Source organism: Rhodococcus sp. GB-02 (assembly GCF_053470465.1).
In genome coordinates this window covers 208,537-223,238 of the sequence record NZ_JBPUKE010000001.1, presented here as the reverse complement: position 1 = coordinate 223,238, position 14,702 = coordinate 208,537, and the positions used below count along the sequence as shown (strand labels likewise).

Annotated in this window: 12 protein-coding genes; 6 read left to right on the top strand and 6 right to left on the bottom strand. The window is 62.7% G+C overall.

Annotation, left to right across the window (positions count from 1 at the left end):
- Positions 1 to 5: 5 nt before the first annotated feature.
- Together ACSW29_RS01110 and ACSW29_RS01105 are read right to left on the bottom strand one after the other, a co-directional pair.
- The gene (locus ACSW29_RS01110; RefSeq protein ID WP_347873149.1) at positions 6 to 503 is read right to left on the bottom strand and encodes a TIGR04338 family metallohydrolase; all 498 of its coding nucleotides are present in this window, start codon (positions 501 to 503) and stop codon (positions 6 to 8) included.
- Positions 500 to 1,324 (bottom strand): DUF2786 domain-containing protein, encoded by an 825-nt coding sequence (locus tag ACSW29_RS01105; RefSeq protein ID WP_317827033.1) that lies wholly within the window; start codon positions 1,322 to 1,324, stop codon positions 500 to 502. The genes ACSW29_RS01110 and ACSW29_RS01105 overlap by 4 nt, the downstream gene beginning before the upstream one ends.
- Positions 1,325 to 1,438: 114 nt before the next feature.
- Between ACSW29_RS01105 and ACSW29_RS01100 the strand changes: the two genes are divergently transcribed.
- The 6 genes from ACSW29_RS01100 (at position 1,439) to ACSW29_RS01075 (ending at position 8,532) form a co-directional block, all read left to right on the top strand.
- On the top strand, positions 1,439 to 2,512 hold the full coding sequence (locus ACSW29_RS01100; protein WP_003946073.1) for an ABC transporter ATP-binding protein: 1,074 nt from the start codon (positions 1,439 to 1,441) through the stop codon (positions 2,510 to 2,512).
- A gap of 170 nt (positions 2,513 to 2,682) precedes the next feature.
- Entirely contained in the window at positions 2,683 to 3,972 is a 1,290-nt protein-coding gene (locus tag ACSW29_RS01095; protein ID WP_448276155.1) for an ABC transporter substrate-binding protein, read from the top strand.
- Between the two features lie 20 nt (positions 3,973 to 3,992).
- Complete coding sequence (locus ACSW29_RS01090) at positions 3,993 to 5,168, top strand: carbohydrate ABC transporter permease (RefSeq protein ID WP_007735224.1); 1,176 nt, start codon at positions 3,993 to 3,995, stop codon at positions 5,166 to 5,168.
- Positions 5,165 to 6,001, top strand: a complete 837-nt coding sequence (locus ACSW29_RS01085) for a carbohydrate ABC transporter permease (RefSeq protein ID WP_003946046.1) — start codon at positions 5,165 to 5,167, stop codon at positions 5,999 to 6,001. Before ACSW29_RS01090 ends, ACSW29_RS01085 begins: the two co-directional genes overlap by 4 nt.
- A 19-nt stretch (positions 6,002 to 6,020) precedes the next feature.
- The gene (locus ACSW29_RS01080) at positions 6,021 to 6,230 is read left to right on the top strand and encodes a hypothetical protein (protein ID WP_230817733.1); all 210 of its coding nucleotides are present in this window, start codon (positions 6,021 to 6,023) and stop codon (positions 6,228 to 6,230) included.
- 112 nt (positions 6,231 to 6,342) lie between these two features.
- Positions 6,343 to 8,532, top strand: a complete 2,190-nt coding sequence (locus ACSW29_RS01075; RefSeq protein WP_347873146.1) for a transglycosylase domain-containing protein — start codon at positions 6,343 to 6,345, stop codon at positions 8,530 to 8,532.
- A gap of 25 nt (positions 8,533 to 8,557) precedes the next feature.
- On the opposite strand, the gene ACSW29_RS01070 is transcribed toward ACSW29_RS01075, so the two are convergent.
- The 4 genes from ACSW29_RS01070 to rhaI form a co-directional block, all read right to left on the bottom strand.
- A complete protein-coding gene (locus ACSW29_RS01070) occupies positions 8,558 to 9,856 on the bottom strand; it encodes a T3SS (YopN, CesT) and YbjN peptide-binding chaperone 1 (protein WP_448276154.1) in 1,299 nt (432 codons plus the stop codon).
- Between the two features lie 160 nt (positions 9,857 to 10,016).
- Complete coding sequence (locus tag ACSW29_RS01065; RefSeq protein ID WP_317827031.1) at positions 10,017 to 11,429, bottom strand: rhamnulokinase; 1,413 nt, start codon at positions 11,427 to 11,429, stop codon at positions 10,017 to 10,019.
- 4 nt (positions 11,430 to 11,433) lie between these two features.
- Entirely contained in the window at positions 11,434 to 13,479 is a 2,046-nt protein-coding gene (locus tag ACSW29_RS01060; protein WP_448276153.1) for a bifunctional aldolase/short-chain dehydrogenase, read from the bottom strand.
- Positions 13,480 to 13,487: 8 nt separating this feature from the next.
- Positions 13,488 to 14,654 (bottom strand): L-rhamnose isomerase, encoded by a 1,167-nt coding sequence (rhaI, locus tag ACSW29_RS01055; RefSeq protein WP_448276152.1) that lies wholly within the window; start codon positions 14,652 to 14,654, stop codon positions 13,488 to 13,490.
- Between the last annotated feature and the right edge of the window lie 48 nt (positions 14,655 to 14,702).

Sequence of the window (14,702 nt, the reverse complement as noted above, 5' to 3'; positions counted from 1 at the left end):
AACCCTCAACTTGTCCGGACACCACCGGCAAGGAACATCGCGCGAAGAACGAAGGCCGCCTCGGGTCCGACGATCTCGCCGACCAGGTTCGTATAGCGGTCGACGAACTCGGGCCCGTGGGAAGCCTCGTCGGAAGTGGGGTCACCGAGGTGGTGCGCAAGTTCGTGCAAGACAACGAATTCGCGTAGCGCCCACCGGCCGTCACGGTCGTCTGGAACGGCGATGACGTCGTTCGAATAGTGGGCGGCAGCATTACCGGCGCGAGAGCGTACGGACACCGAAACGGTTGCGCGAGGCCAGGTCTCCCGAATCCAGTTCAGCCCGAGTAGTTGGTCGCAGTACGCCTGGACCGACTCCACGGAACCGAATTTGCGCTCGACCGGCAGGGTGATGGTGGAACCCATGACTTCGACGCTCCGAAGGCCGCGCTCGTCGGCGCGATCGAACATGGTGCGTACCAACGTCTCTGCCTCGTAGACCGCGCTGCGCTGGGTATCCCTCATGAGTCGAGTTGTCCGCGCACCCCGCCGATTTCCGGAAGGTTGCCTAGACGCGCGGAGCGCGCCGCCCGATCACCCGCCCGTCGAGCATGCGAGGAATGCCCGGCACTCGCGCGGCCACCGCCTCGCCACGTCCCACGCGCTTTGGAGTTGGACGAGTAGTAGTCCTCGAGCTCGATTTCCTTGTTACGCAGCACGAGTGCGGTTTCCGAAGATGACGCGGCCGACTCGGCGATCGCCGCCTTCTCCGTCTGCTGCTTCGTCTCGGCCAACCGAGCGCCGATGCGAGACGCATACGCCATCTGGAAGTTCAGGCGCGCCGTCACTCCGGCTACCGGCTTGCGGACCTGAGTGTTGACGCGTCGTCGTCCACGAGTTTCGACGACGGTCCGCACGGACGTTTCGCCGCGGTACGCCCCGGAGCGCACGTACGCGTCGGAGTCACGCACCATCTGGAAGAGCAAGCTCGAGTACAGGGCTTCGCACACGTCGATGTCACCGGCGAAGCCGTAGGCGTAGATGACGGCCGACGTCTGAGCGATGTCGCACTGCACGTCATTGGCAGCGGCGATCGCGATGAACAACTGAGCGTACGTTCGCAGCCCGCGCTTACCCGGTTCGCCGATGGTGATGAGCCGTTGAGTGGGCGTCGCACGTTTTTCCGAAGACGCGGTGTGCGCACGCGCGACCGCCAGATCTATGGCGGAACTGGTGGCCAACCGCTGCGCGGCGGCCATGAAGGCTTCACCTTCGTGTGGATTGTCGGTGGACTCCGCTTGGCGAAGCAGCGCACCGATGCGGGTCAGCATCTTCTCCGAACTCACCGTGAAAGACTACGCTCGCGCGCCGACACGGACGTTTATGCTGCTAGCGCACACGCTCACCCTCAACTTGGATCGTCCGGCACGTTCCTGCCGGTAGAAGGGATCAACCTCGTCATGGCTTCAGTGACTTTCGAGAGCACCACCTGCCTGTTCCCCGGCTCGAACACTCCGGCAGTGGACAAGCTCGACCTCGAGATCGAGGACGGCGAGTTCCTCGTCCTCGTCGGACCCTCCGGCTGCGGAAAATCGACAACCCTGCGCATGCTCGCCGGGCTCGAAGACGTCCACAGCGGACGCATCCTCATCGGCGACCGAGACGTCACCGGTCAGGAACCGAAAGAGCGCGACATCGCGATGGTCTTCCAGAACTACGCGCTGTACCCGCACATGTCGGTGGCCGAGAACATGGGTTTTGCGCTCAAACTCGCCGGAACCAACAAGACGGAGATCCGCGCCCGCGTCGAAGAGGTCGCGAAGATGCTCGACCTCGAGCCGTACCTCGACCGCAAGCCCAAAGCGCTGTCCGGTGGTCAGCGTCAGCGAGTGGCGATGGGCCGCGCCATCGTCCGCCAGCCGCAGGTCTTCCTGATGGACGAGCCCCTCTCGAACCTCGACGCGAAACTCCGCGTGCAGACGCGCACGCAGATCGCTCAGCTGCAACGACGCCTCGCGACGACGATGGTCTACGTGACCCACGACCAGGTCGAGGCCATGACGATGGGTGACCGCGTCGCAGTCCTCGAAAAGGGAATCCTGCAGCAGTGCGCCTCGCCGCGCGAGCTCTACAACAAGCCCAAGAACGTCTTCGTCGCCGGCTTCATGGGTTCGCCCGCGATGAACCTCTTCACCCTCCCGGTCGTCGACGGCGGCGTGGCCTTCGGCGACGGAATCGTTCCGGTGCCGCGCGAGACGATGAACGGCGTCGTCGAAACCGAGGTTGTCCTGGGTATTCGCCCCGAGCACCTCGAGATCGCCGCCGAAGGCCTGCCGATGGAGGTCGACGTCGTCGAGGAACTCGGCTCGGATGCCTACGTCTACGGCCGGACCACGATCGGCGGACGGTTGCAGCAGATCGTCTCGCGTGGTGACTGGCGTAATCCGCCGCAGAAGGGCGAGCGCGTCAACCTGCGCGTCGACCCCGAGAAGGTGCACATTTTTGCCACCACCGACGGGCGTCGCCTGGGTTAGGTGGACCTGTCAAACGACACATGACCGATTCAGGTTCGGCGTAATACCCACAAGTACGGGTGTCTCGTGCCACAGTAGGGGCCGATGCCAGGAGCCGGCACCCATGGCGCATGCCGTGAGCAGGCTCTCGGTGACCGTCTATTTGTCATACACATACGGGGAGCGAATCCATGGTTCTGAACTCGAAGGCGATGCGCCGCGCTGCAATTGCAGCCACGGCAGCGTCCATGCTGGTACTGGCGGGCTGCTCGTCCGATTCTGACAAGGACAGCGGAACCAGCACCACGGCCGCATCCGGGGGATCGTCCTCGAGCGAAGGCCGCGGACCCATCACGATCGTCGAGGGGCAGGATGCCCTGAACGAGGCGCTCGAAAACATCATCACCGACTGGAATGCCGAGCACCCGGACGAGAAGGTCACGCTCAAGCCGCTGGCCAAGGAAGCCAACGCGCAGGTCGACGACATCACCCAGCGCATGCAGGCCAAGAGCGACGAGTACGACCTCATCGGTGTCGACGTCGTCAACACCGCCCAGTTCGCCGCAAACGGCTGGCTGCAGCCGCTCGAGGGTGACCTCGCGATCGACGAGTCCGGCCTCCTGCCGTCGACCGTCGCTTCGGGCACCTACAACGGCAAGCTCTACGCAGCGCCGAAGAACACCAACGCCGCGTTCCTGTACTACCGCAAGGACCTCGTCGAGAAGGCTCCCACCACGTGGGCCGAGCTCAAGGAAAACTGCCCGAAGGCTGTCGAAGCCGGCATCTCCTGCTACATCGGTCAGTTCAAGAACTACGAGGGCCTGACGGTCAACACCACCGAGATCACCAACGCTTACGACGGCCCGTGGGTCGGCCCGGACGGACTCACCCCGGCCATCGACGACAAGACGAAGGCAGGCGTTCAGTCGATCGTCGACAACTTCGCCGACAACACGATCCCGCAGGAAGCACTGACCTACTCCGAGGGCGAGTCGCAGACCGCGTTCGGTGACGGCAAGGCACTCTTCATGCGCACGTGGTCCGGCTTCTCGGTCGACGGTGAGAAGACCTCGGTTGCCGGCAAGTACGGCTACACCGTTCTTCCGGGTGTCGACGGACCGGGCGCTTCGACGGTCGGCGGCTACAACGTCGGTATCAGCGCGTACTCGGACGCACCGGCCACGGCTCGTGACTTCCTCGAGTTCATGCAGACCAAGAAGTCGCAGACGTACTTCACCGAGGTCGGCGGCGCCCCCGTCCTCTCGGCTGTCTACGACGACCCGGCAGTGCTCGCTCAGTTCCCGTACTTCGCGACCCTGAAGGAAGCACTCGCTACCGCTCAGCCGCGCCCCGTCACGCCGTACTACACGCAGGTGTCGAAGTCGATCTCCGACAACACCTACGCTGCTATTCGCGGCGAGAAGACCGTCGAGCAGGCCTTGGCGGACACCAAGGCCGGCATCGAAACCGCCGGTAACTGATCTACCAGGAGCAATAAGCAATGGCAGAACCGCAGGATCCTTCCGCGGCTGTGCCTACCAACCCCACGGTCGGGGCCGGTTCAACCGGTCCCGACCGTTCGGGCGTTGGTGGGAGACACCGTGCACCGGAACCGCTAGAAGAGCCGTCGGCATCCGAGGCAGCAGGGACATCCCTGACCAAGGTTCTGCCTGACCTTGCAGCTACTCCACCCCCACCGACCTCGCCCCCGCCTGCGTCGGCCGACAAGCCGAAGAAGCGTCGACGAGTTCCCGTGTGGGCGTTCGTCGCACCGTCGCTGATCGTTCTCGCCGTCATCATTCTGTATCCGCTCGGACGAGCGATCTGGATGTCGATGCACAGCGACGGCAAGAAACTCGATCCCGAGACCGGCATGTTCGTCACCGGTCAGTTCACGTGGTTCGACAACTACAAGAACTGGATCACCCAGTCCTGCAACACCGCCAACGGCTCGATTCCCTGCCCGCCCGGCACACTCGGATCGCAGTTCTGGCAGTCGATCGGAAATACGTTCGGCTTCACCGTCGTCACCGTCCTGCTCGAGACGGTGATCGGTCTGTCGATGGCACTGATCATGGCCAAGACGTTCCGCGGACGCGGTTTGCTCCGCGCCTCCGTGCTGATTCCCTGGGCCATCCCCACCGCCGTCACCGCGAAGCTCTGGTTCTTCATCTTCGCCAACGACGGCATCGCCAACAAGATTCTCGGTACCAACATCTTGTGGACGGCCGATCCCTGGCCGGCACGATTTGCGATCGTCGTCGCCGACGTCTGGAAGACGGCGCCATTCATGGCGCTGCTGATCCTCGCGGGTCTGCAAATGATTCCCGCCGACGTCTACGAGGCAGCCAAGGTCGACGGCGCAACGGCGTGGCAGCGTTTCCGGATGATCACGCTCCCGCTGGTCAAGCCCGCCCTCATGGTGGCGGTGCTCTTCCGCACGATGGACGCTCTGCGGATGTACGACCTGCCCGCGATCATGATGGGATCCAACCCCGCCACCTCCACCATCTCGGTTCTGGTTGTCGATCAGATGCGCGTCGGCGCCAATTCGGCGTCGGCACTGTCCACCATCACGTTCCTCATCATCTTCGCTGTGGCCTTCATCCTGGTCCGATTCCTCGGAGCCAATGCGGTCAGCACGCAGGAAAAGCAGCGGAAGGGGGAGCCGGTATGAACAAGGCACTACGCGGCAAGATCGGCACCTACATCGGCGTCGTACTGATCATCGTGTGGGGACTCGCTCCCTGCTACTGGATGATCGTGACGGCGCTGCGCGACCCGGCGGACACGTTCTCGACGTCACTGTGGCCCACCAATCTCACGCTGTCCAACTTCACCGCGGCGCTCGATCCCGACGCCAAGGTGAACTTCACTCGTGCACTGATGAACAGCCTCATCATCGCGGGCGCGACCACGCTGATCGCCTTGGTCATCGGCGTGTTCACTGCGTACGCGCTTTCGCGTTTCGATTTCCGTGGCAAATACTTCGTCACCGGAATCATCCTCGGTGCGTCCATGTTTCCGGTCGTCGCCCTCGTGACTCCGCTGTTCCAGTTGTTCACCGACATCGGCTGGATCGGCAGCTACAAAGCGCTGATCATCCCGAACATCTCGTTCGTGCTGCCGCTGACGGTCTACACGCTGACGTCGTTCTTCTCCGAACTTCCGTGGGAGCTCGAAGAAGCGGCGCGTATCGACGGCGCCACCCGTGGCCAGGCCTTCCGTCTGATCATGCTGCCGCTCGCCGCGCCGGCACTGTTCACCACTGCGATCTTGGCTTTCATCGCAACGGTCAACGAGTACCTGCTATCGCTGCAACTCTCGAGTGACAAGACCGCGCCCGTCACGGTGGCGATGGCCAAATTCTCCGGAACCGACCCATTCGTCACGCCGTACACCTCGATCATGGCCGGCGGAACCCTCGTGATGGTCCCGCTGGTCATCATGGTTCTCATCTTCCAGCGACGCATCATCGCCGGTCTGACCGCAGGCGGCGTCAAGTCGTGATGCGGGCCGCACGGTTTCGATGAGGCGGGCTTCGCGCGCCCAGCGCATGGAGCTGATTGCCGGCTTCATCTCGGTCTTCACCCTCATGGCGTTGATCGGCGCTGTGGTCGCGATCGTCAAGGGTGACCCCGGCGTGATGCCGTCTTTGGTGTTGCTCGGTTGCGTCGTCGCTCTCGGGCTGGCGTTCCGCGGATACCGGAACGCGGTCCGAGCAGAACGTCGCGAATAGCCAGCCCGGTAGGGTGACATTTCGGTATCGCAGTTGCCGGGAGTTATCTGATCGAGATATGACCCTGGTGGAATGGTGCCGGTAAGTCCGGATCCACGACCGGGAGTGTTGAGTGAGTCCATCGAACAGATCGAGTGCGACGGGTGGCGATCAGTCGTCGGCTCGATCGGGCAAGTCGGCTAATTCGCCTCGGTCGAGTAAGTCGGCCAAGCCGGCGAAGAAGCAGCGCTCGAAGTGGCGGTACGTCCGGCGGACCATCTACGTTCTCGTGCTCCTGATGATCATCGTGCCTGCGTCGGTTTTTGCTGTCGCGTACAGCCGGACCGACGTCCCGCGCCCCTCGGACATGCAGACCAATCAGGTGTCCACCATCTACATGGCCGACGGCACGACCGTGCTCGGCAAAGTGGTGCCGCCAGAGGGAAACCGGACCGAGGTCGCGTTGTCGGCCATCCCGATTCACGTCCGCGATTCGGTGCTCTCGGCGGAGGATCGTAACTTCTACACCAACCCCGGATTCTCGATCTCGGGATTTGCTCGCGCTGCTCGCGACAACGTGATGGGCAAGGAAAGCGCCGGCGGTGGCTCGACGATCACGCAGCAATACGTGAAGAACGTGTTGGTGGGCGACAAGCGCAGTATCGACCGAAAGCTGCGTGAGCTTGTCATCTCCGCGAAGATGGCGCGCGAGTGGTCCAAGGACGACATCCTTGCCGCGTATCTCAACACCATCTACTTCGGCCGCGGTGCTTACGGCATCGCCGCCGCATCCAACGCGTACTTCGACAAGCCGGTCAGTGAGCTGAGCGTCGAGGAAGGCGCAGTTCTTGCCTCCGTCATCCAGAGCCCGTCGTTCCTGGACCCCGAGACCAATCTGTCCGCGCTGCAAGCACGCTGGGACTACGTTCTCAACGGCATGGTCGAACTGGGCAGCGTGACCAAGACGGATCGCGACGCGATGCAGTTCCCGGTTGTCGCCCCCGCCAATCGGCCGACCGATCTGAACCAGGCGCCAGGACCCGAAGGCCACATCAAGACTCAGGTGCTCAAGGAACTGGCCGAGGCGGGTATCAGCGATCAGACGCTGAACACCGCTGGTCTGCAGATCACGACGACCATCGACCCGGTTGCGCAGGAAGCTGCGCTGAACGCGGTCAAGCGGAATCTCGACGGTGAACCGGAAGATCTGCGGACCGCAGTAGTGTCCATCGACCCGAAGACCGGTGGCGTCGACGCCTATTACGGCGGTGACGACGGAGCCGGATTCGACTACGCCCAGGCGCCGCTGCAGACCGGTTCCGCGTTCAAGGTCTTCGGCCTGGTCGCAGCGTTGATGGAAGATATTCCGCTGTCCGCACGGTTCGACAGTTCGCCGCTCACGATCAACGGTGTGACGATCGGAAACGTCGGCGGCGAATCCTGTGGTCGATGCACCATCGCCGAGGCACTCAAGCGCTCGCTGAACACCAGCTTCTACCGGTTGATGCTCTCGATGGAGGACGGTCCCCAGAAGATCGCCGACGCCGCTCACCTGGCCGGACTGCCAGAACACATTCCCGGACTCGACTACCCGACGCTTACGCAAGAGGGTGGTCCGCCGGAGAACGGAATCGTGCTCGGCCAGTATCAGTCTCGCGTCATCGACATGGCGTCCGCGTATGCGACGCTCGCCAACTCCGGTGTGTACCAGCAGCCGCACTTCATCCAGAAGGTCGTGACGGCTGAAGGTGAAGTCCTGCTCGATCGCCCGGTGTCTCCCGGTGAGCGTCGTCTCGATGCGGCTGTTGCGGACAACATCACGCAGGCCATGCTCCCGATCGCGTCGTACTCCAACGGTCACGCGCTTGCCGGTGGACGCCCGTCTGCCGCCAAGACCGGCACCGCGCAGCTGGGTGACACGGGCCAGAACAAGGATGCGTGGATGGTCGGTTACACGCCGTCGCTGTCCACCGCGGTATGGATCGGAACTTCCGATGCGCAGGCCATCACTAACTCCTACGGTGGTTTGATCTACGGCTCCGGAGTGCCTGCCGACATCTGGAAGAGCACGATGGACGGCGCGCTGAAGGGATCCGACTGGGAGAGCTTCCCGTGGCCGGACCCCATCGGCGGGCAGGCCGGCGTTCCCGCGAACTCCGGTGTGACCTCGGGCGACGGAACGGGCACGCCCACGACGGGGGCGGCCCCTCCCCCAGCGCCCATCGAGGTGCCCGGCCTACCGCCGATCGAAGTGCCGCAGCTTCCCCAGTTGCCGCGTCAGATCGAGATCCTGCCTGGCATCGTCATCCCGCTCCCGGGCTGACAAGCAGCGCTCGATTCTCTGGCGCTCAGGCCTGATCGTCGAAGAGGCCGAGCTGGGTGGGCGCTGCATCTTTGGCGGGCAACACGACGACGCGCAGTCCGCGCCTGAGGTTGCGGATCGCGTGCGTCCACGCGCGCTTCTCGCCCGCACACAGGTCGGTGTCGTCGTCCTTGCGCCGGATGGACTCGGTCAACGCCTCGTGCCACGCCGTCTCCTGCTCCTGACTGATCCGCAGGTAGTCGAGAATAGTGTCGCGGTCGTGTTCACAGATCACGGCAACCTCTTCGGCGCTGAGCTCACCCGTTCCGTCGGCGTCGAGTTCGAGGAGCGCCATGAGCGCCGGAGGAAATTCGTGGCACTCGTATGACTCGTATTCGGCACCGGGATCTTCGTGCTCGGAGGCCATGCCGTCGTTGAAGGCGGTGTCTCCGGTTGCGCGAATGGGTTGCCCGCCCAGTTCTTCGGCGAGTTCGTCCGATGCTTCGGCCAATTCGGCGAACGAGCGCAGAGCCCGCAGCAGATGCTCGGCGACGAAGGGTGCGCCGTCCACGCGGACCACGCCCAGCACACTCTGCTCGACAAGAATGAGTTTGATGGTCGGCCACTGCCGATTGAGCTGGGCAAGAACAACAGCAGCGTTCTCGAGGTTCTCGACCGAATGCACGACCCGTGAGAACACCTCCACGTACTCGTCGTCCTCGAGGACACGAACATAGGTGACCTGCTCACCGCGGACCAGCGGGATGTCGCCGTCGTCGTCACGCTTGGGCGGATGACCGAGAAGGCGTTCGACGGCCCCGTCGACCAGGATCCGCAGCATGTCGCCAGAACCCGAGGGAGCGTGCGACGGCGTCGTGGCGAACGCCGGCGTCGACTCGCGTCCACTGGTGCTGGCACGCAGGAACGACGGGTGCGCAATGCTCCACATCTCGCGGAAGACGCGGAGCACCTTTGTCACCAGTTCCTCGGGACGAGCGCGGTCGACGTCGATGTAGAAGGACATGGACCCGTTGCCCTCGGGCTCGTGCTCGCACAGATCGGGAGCGTTGAACCCCATGTCGAGTAGTGAGGAGTGGTCTTCCGGTTCGAGCATCCGCAGTGGATGCAGAAACCTGTTGGAAGGAACTTCACAGCGCACGGAGGTCTGGTTCCATGCGAAGAACTGGATGCACGCGGGTGCGTCTGCCAGTTCGTCCATGCTGTCGTAATGCGACTCCACCACGAGGGTGTCGTCGTCCTCCATCACGGAGATGTAGCGAGCGAGATGAGTCTCGAAAGTAGTCCAGGCACTCAGGATTTCCAGATCGAAAGTATTGTCCGACATCGTCGCTCCTCTGGTCCGGGGGCGCATAGGCCCTATCGACGACACGCCGAAACCCCTGCTTTTCAAACCCCGCCTACGACGGTAGTCCTGGGGTCCGACAGTGACCATTGGGCGAAGAAGAAGGAGGATCGCGATATCCCTGGCAGTGCGGCGATATGACCTATTGCGGCTCGTAGTGTCGGATTCGGTGGGTGTGTGCGATCGTCTGACGAATCTCCTCCAGCGACGACGGTGCTGCTCCGCGAGAACGAGCTTGGACCAAGATGTTTCCCAGCGCCGTTGCCTCGACGGGCCCAGCAGTGACAGGGAGACCTGACTCGTCGGCGGTGAGCTGGCAGAGCAGCGAATTCTGCGAGCCCCCGCCGACGATTGCAATCGTCTCGACTTTCGCTCCGGCGAGTTCTCCGGCTGTGTGCACAGTGTGGCGGTAGGCGCTCGCCAGTGAGTCGAGAATGCAGCGGGTCACCTCGGCCGGCGTTGCCGACGTCGACAGCCCCGCGGCGTCGCTGATCCGCGCAGGCATGTCGCCCGGCGCGATGAACTTCACGTCGTCGACGTCGATTCGTTTCGTTGACGGACCCACCCCTCTTGCTTCCTCGAGCAGTTGGTGCAGCTCCAACTGCCTACCCTCTCGAGCCCACGATCGTAGGGACTCCTGAAGCAGCCACAGCCCGCCGACGTTGCGCAGGAATCGCGTTCGCCCGTCCACGCCTCGTTCGTTCGTGAAATTAGCGCGGCGTGCGTCTTCGGTGACTACCGGGCGTGCGAGTTCGAGACCAGCCAACGACCAGGTGCCGCTCGAAATGTACGCGAAACGCGTGCCGGAGGCGGGAACCGCGACCACTGCGGATGCGGTGTCGTGCGAGCCGACGGTCGTCACGACCGTGGACGGTGAAAGTCCGGTGAACCGAACAACTTCGGGCCGAATCGTGCCTCGTTGCGCGCCTGGTTGGTCGAGTGTCGGGAAGAGCGTCTCTGAAATACCGAGGTTCTCGAACAACTCCGTTGCCCACCGGCCGTTGTGCACGTCGAGTAGACCGGTTGTCGACGCGTTAGTCGATTCGGTACGAAGTTCTCCGGTGAGCCAGTACGCCAACAAGTCAGGTATGAGCACGATGTGTGCCGTTCGCCCCCAGTCGGGCGATCGCTGTTCTGCGGCAAGTTGGTAGACGGTGTTGAACGGTAGGAACTGCAGCCCGTTGACGGTGTACATCGCCTGCGGATCGACGCGTGCGTGCACCTCGCCGATCACGGCGTCAGTTCGGTTGTCGCGGTAAGAAATCGGTTCGGACAGCAAAATTCCGTCCGCGTCGAGTAGTCCGTAGTCGACAGCCCAGGTGTCGATTCCGATCGACTCGACGCTCGGAAAGGATGCAGCGAGAGCGCGCAGACCGGCGAGCACCTCACCGTAGAGATCGGTGAGGCTCCAGCGTAGGTGCCCGTCGACCGCGCTCGCGCCGTTGGCGAAACGATGAACGACGTGCAGTGTAGTAGTGCCTGCGTCGATCACGCCGGCGATCACTCGACCACTCGAAGCCCCTATGTCGACCGCTGCGAAGATTCTGGCCGGCACCGGTCTACCGGAGAAACGCGGCAGCGACGCCGGCATCGACCGGGATGTGCAATCCGGTGGTGTGACTGAACTCGTCTGATGTGATCATCGCGGCGGCGTTGGCGACGTGTTCCGGAAGGACTTCACGCTTGAGAAGGGTTCGCTGCGCATAGAACTCACCCAGCTTCTCCTCGTCGACTCCGTAGACAGCAGCTCGCTTGGCGCCCCAGCCGCCGGCGAAGATTCCGGATCCACGCACAACTCCGTCGGGATTGATACCGTTGACTTTGATGCCGTGCTCGCCGAGTTCGGCAGCGAGCAAGCGAACCTGGTGGGCCTGATCGGCTTTGACCGCGCTGTACGCGATGTTGTTCGGCCCGGCGAACACCGAGTTCTTCGACGAGATGTACACGATGTCGCCGCCGAGGCCCTGATCGATCATCGCCTTCGCCCCGGCCTGCGCCACGAGGAAGCTGCCTTTGGCCATCACGTCGTGCTGCAGATCCCAATCCTGCTCGGTGGTGTCGAGTAGTGGTTTCGAAATCGACAGTCCGGCATTGTTCACCAGTAGATCCAGGCCACCGAATGCCAGGAGTGCAGCGTTCACGGCAGCGTGGACTTGGGCGCTGTCGGTGACGTCGGCCTGCACGCCGATCGCGACGTCCCTGTTGCCGATTGCCTCCGCTGCAGCTCTGGCCTTCTCGCCGTCGAGATCGGCGATCACCACGCACGCGCCCTGGGCTGCTAAACGAGTCGCAATCGCTCGTCCGATTCCACTCGCAGCACCTGTCACCAACGCGATGCGGGAGGCGTGCGAACGTGGTGCCGGCATCCGTTGAAGCTTCGCCTCTTCCAACGCCCAGTACTCGATCCGGAACTTCTCGCTCTCGTCGATAGGCGCGTAGGTGGACACGGACTCGGCACCGCGCATGACGTTGACGGCGTTGGTGTAGAACTCACCGGCGACGCGTGCAGTTTGTTTGTCCTTGCCGTAGGAGAACATTCCGACACCGGGAACCAGAATGATCGCCGGGTCGGCTCCGCGGACGGGAGGAGTGTCCGCGGTCGCATGGCGGTCGTAGTAGGCCAGATAATCCCTGCGATATGCCTCGTGGAGCTCGGTCAGACGGGCGATGTACTGGTCGATCGTCGCCGAAGTCGGGAGCTCGAGAACGAGCGGCTTCACCTTGGTCCGCAGGAAGTGATCAGGGCATGAGGTTCCCAATTCCGCAAGTGGTGCAAGCTTTTCCGAAGCAAGGAATTCGAGTACGACGTCTGAATCACTGAAGTGCCCGACCATCGGCCGGTCGCAAGACGCGATCCTTCTCAGGTGCGGTGCGAGCGCTGCGGCCCGCGCTCGCCTTTCGTCGACGGGCAGCGCTGTGAAACCGTCGACTGTTTCACCGAACGGTGTGGCCGATCCGTTCTCGTCCAGGTACCGCTGAGCGGTCTCGATTATCCACCGAGAATTGGCTTCGGCTTCATCGCTGGATGCGCCCCACGCGGTGATTCCGTGACCGCCGAGGATGGTGCCTACCGCCTCAGGATGCGTCCTGTGCACCTCGGCGATGTCGAGGCCCAATTGAAAACCTGGTCGGCGCCACGGAATCCACACAACTTTCTCTCCGAAGACGTTCTTGGTCAGGTGTTCCCCGTCTGCGGCGGTGGCAATGGCGATGCCGGAATCCGGGTGTAGATGATCGACATGTGCGGCACTGACGAGACCGTGCATCGCGGTGTCGATCGACGGAGCGGCGCCGCCCTTGCCGTGCAAGCAGTAGTCGAAGGCGGCGACCATCTCGTCTTCGTGGTCGACGCCGCGATACACGTCGGTAAGAGCCCGCACCCGGTCCAACCGGAGTGTCGCCAAACCGTTTTCGGTCAGTGTGCCGAGATCGCCACCGGACCCTTTCACCCACAGGAGTTCGACGGTATCACCGGTGACCGGATCCGTGACGTGGCCCTTGGCCGAGGTGTTTCCACCTGCGTAGTTCGTGTTCCTCGGATCGGATCCGAGTCTGTTCGAACGGGCAAGCAGTTGCGCGACAGTGGTGTTCGTCGATTCAGTCATAGCGAGATTCAGGCTCCCCAACCGGCTTGGATTCCACCCGTCCGGGTGGAGTTGATGTGGTCTGCATATCCGCTTTCGCGGTATGCCTGCATGGGTTCGGCGGGAAGACCGCGAGATACGCGCCAATCTGCCAGGTCCGAACGGACGTCGGTGTAGAAGGCATCCATGAAGATTTCGTGTGCGCCGAGCACGTCACCGAGTTTCTCCGCCGCGGTGAGGGCGGCACGGTCGACGAGCAAGGCCCGGGTGGTCATCTCCTGGACGTTGAGGACCGAGCGTATCTGTCCGGGGATCTTTTCCTCGACGTTGTGGCACTGATCGAGCATGAACGCGACTTCGCTGTCGGGCCCGTATCCACCACCACGAATGACCTCGAACATGATGCGGAACAACTGAAATGGATCCGCAGCGCCGACGATCAGGTCGTCGTCCGCATAGAATCGCGAATTGAAATCGAAGGAGCCGAGACGGCCGAGGCGCAGTAACTGCGCAACGATGAATTCGATGTTGGTACCAGGTGCATGGTGTCCGGTGTCGAGGCAGACGAAAGCGCGCTCGCCGAGGGCGACGCTGTGGGCGTACGAGGTTCCCCAGTCCGGGACGTCGGTGGCGTAGAAGGCGGGTTCGAAGAACTTGTATTCGAGCACAAGTCGCTGATGCTCGGACAAACGGTCGTAGACCTGGCGTAGCGAATCGGCAAGTCGGTCCTGTCGATCACGCAGGTCACCTTGGCCGGGGTAGTTGGTGCCGTCCGGTAGCCAGATCTTCAGGTCGCGACTGCCGATGACATCCATGATGTCGATGCACTGATGCATGTGTGCGATTGCCTTCGCACGTACTCGTTCGTCGACATGCGTGAGGCTGCCGAACTTGTAGTCGTCATCCTGAAATGTGTTGGTATTGACGGTTCCCAGTCGCACTCCGAGGTTGGCGGCGTGGGTGCCCAACTTGTCGAAGTCATCGACGAGATCCCACGGAATGTGCAGAGCGACCGACGGTGCGAGTCCGGTCAGTTCGTGAACCTTGGCCGCGTCGGCGAGTTTTTCGTAGGGATCCCGAGGCGCGCCGGCGGAACCGAACACTTTGAATCGAGTTCCGGAGTTACCGAACGCCCACGAAGGCAATTCGATGGACTGGTCCGCGAGCGCTTCCGAGATTTCACTGAATGTAGGCATGCCGCTCCACTGAATCGAGAATGTTTGAATCGATTCAAATTATGTGAT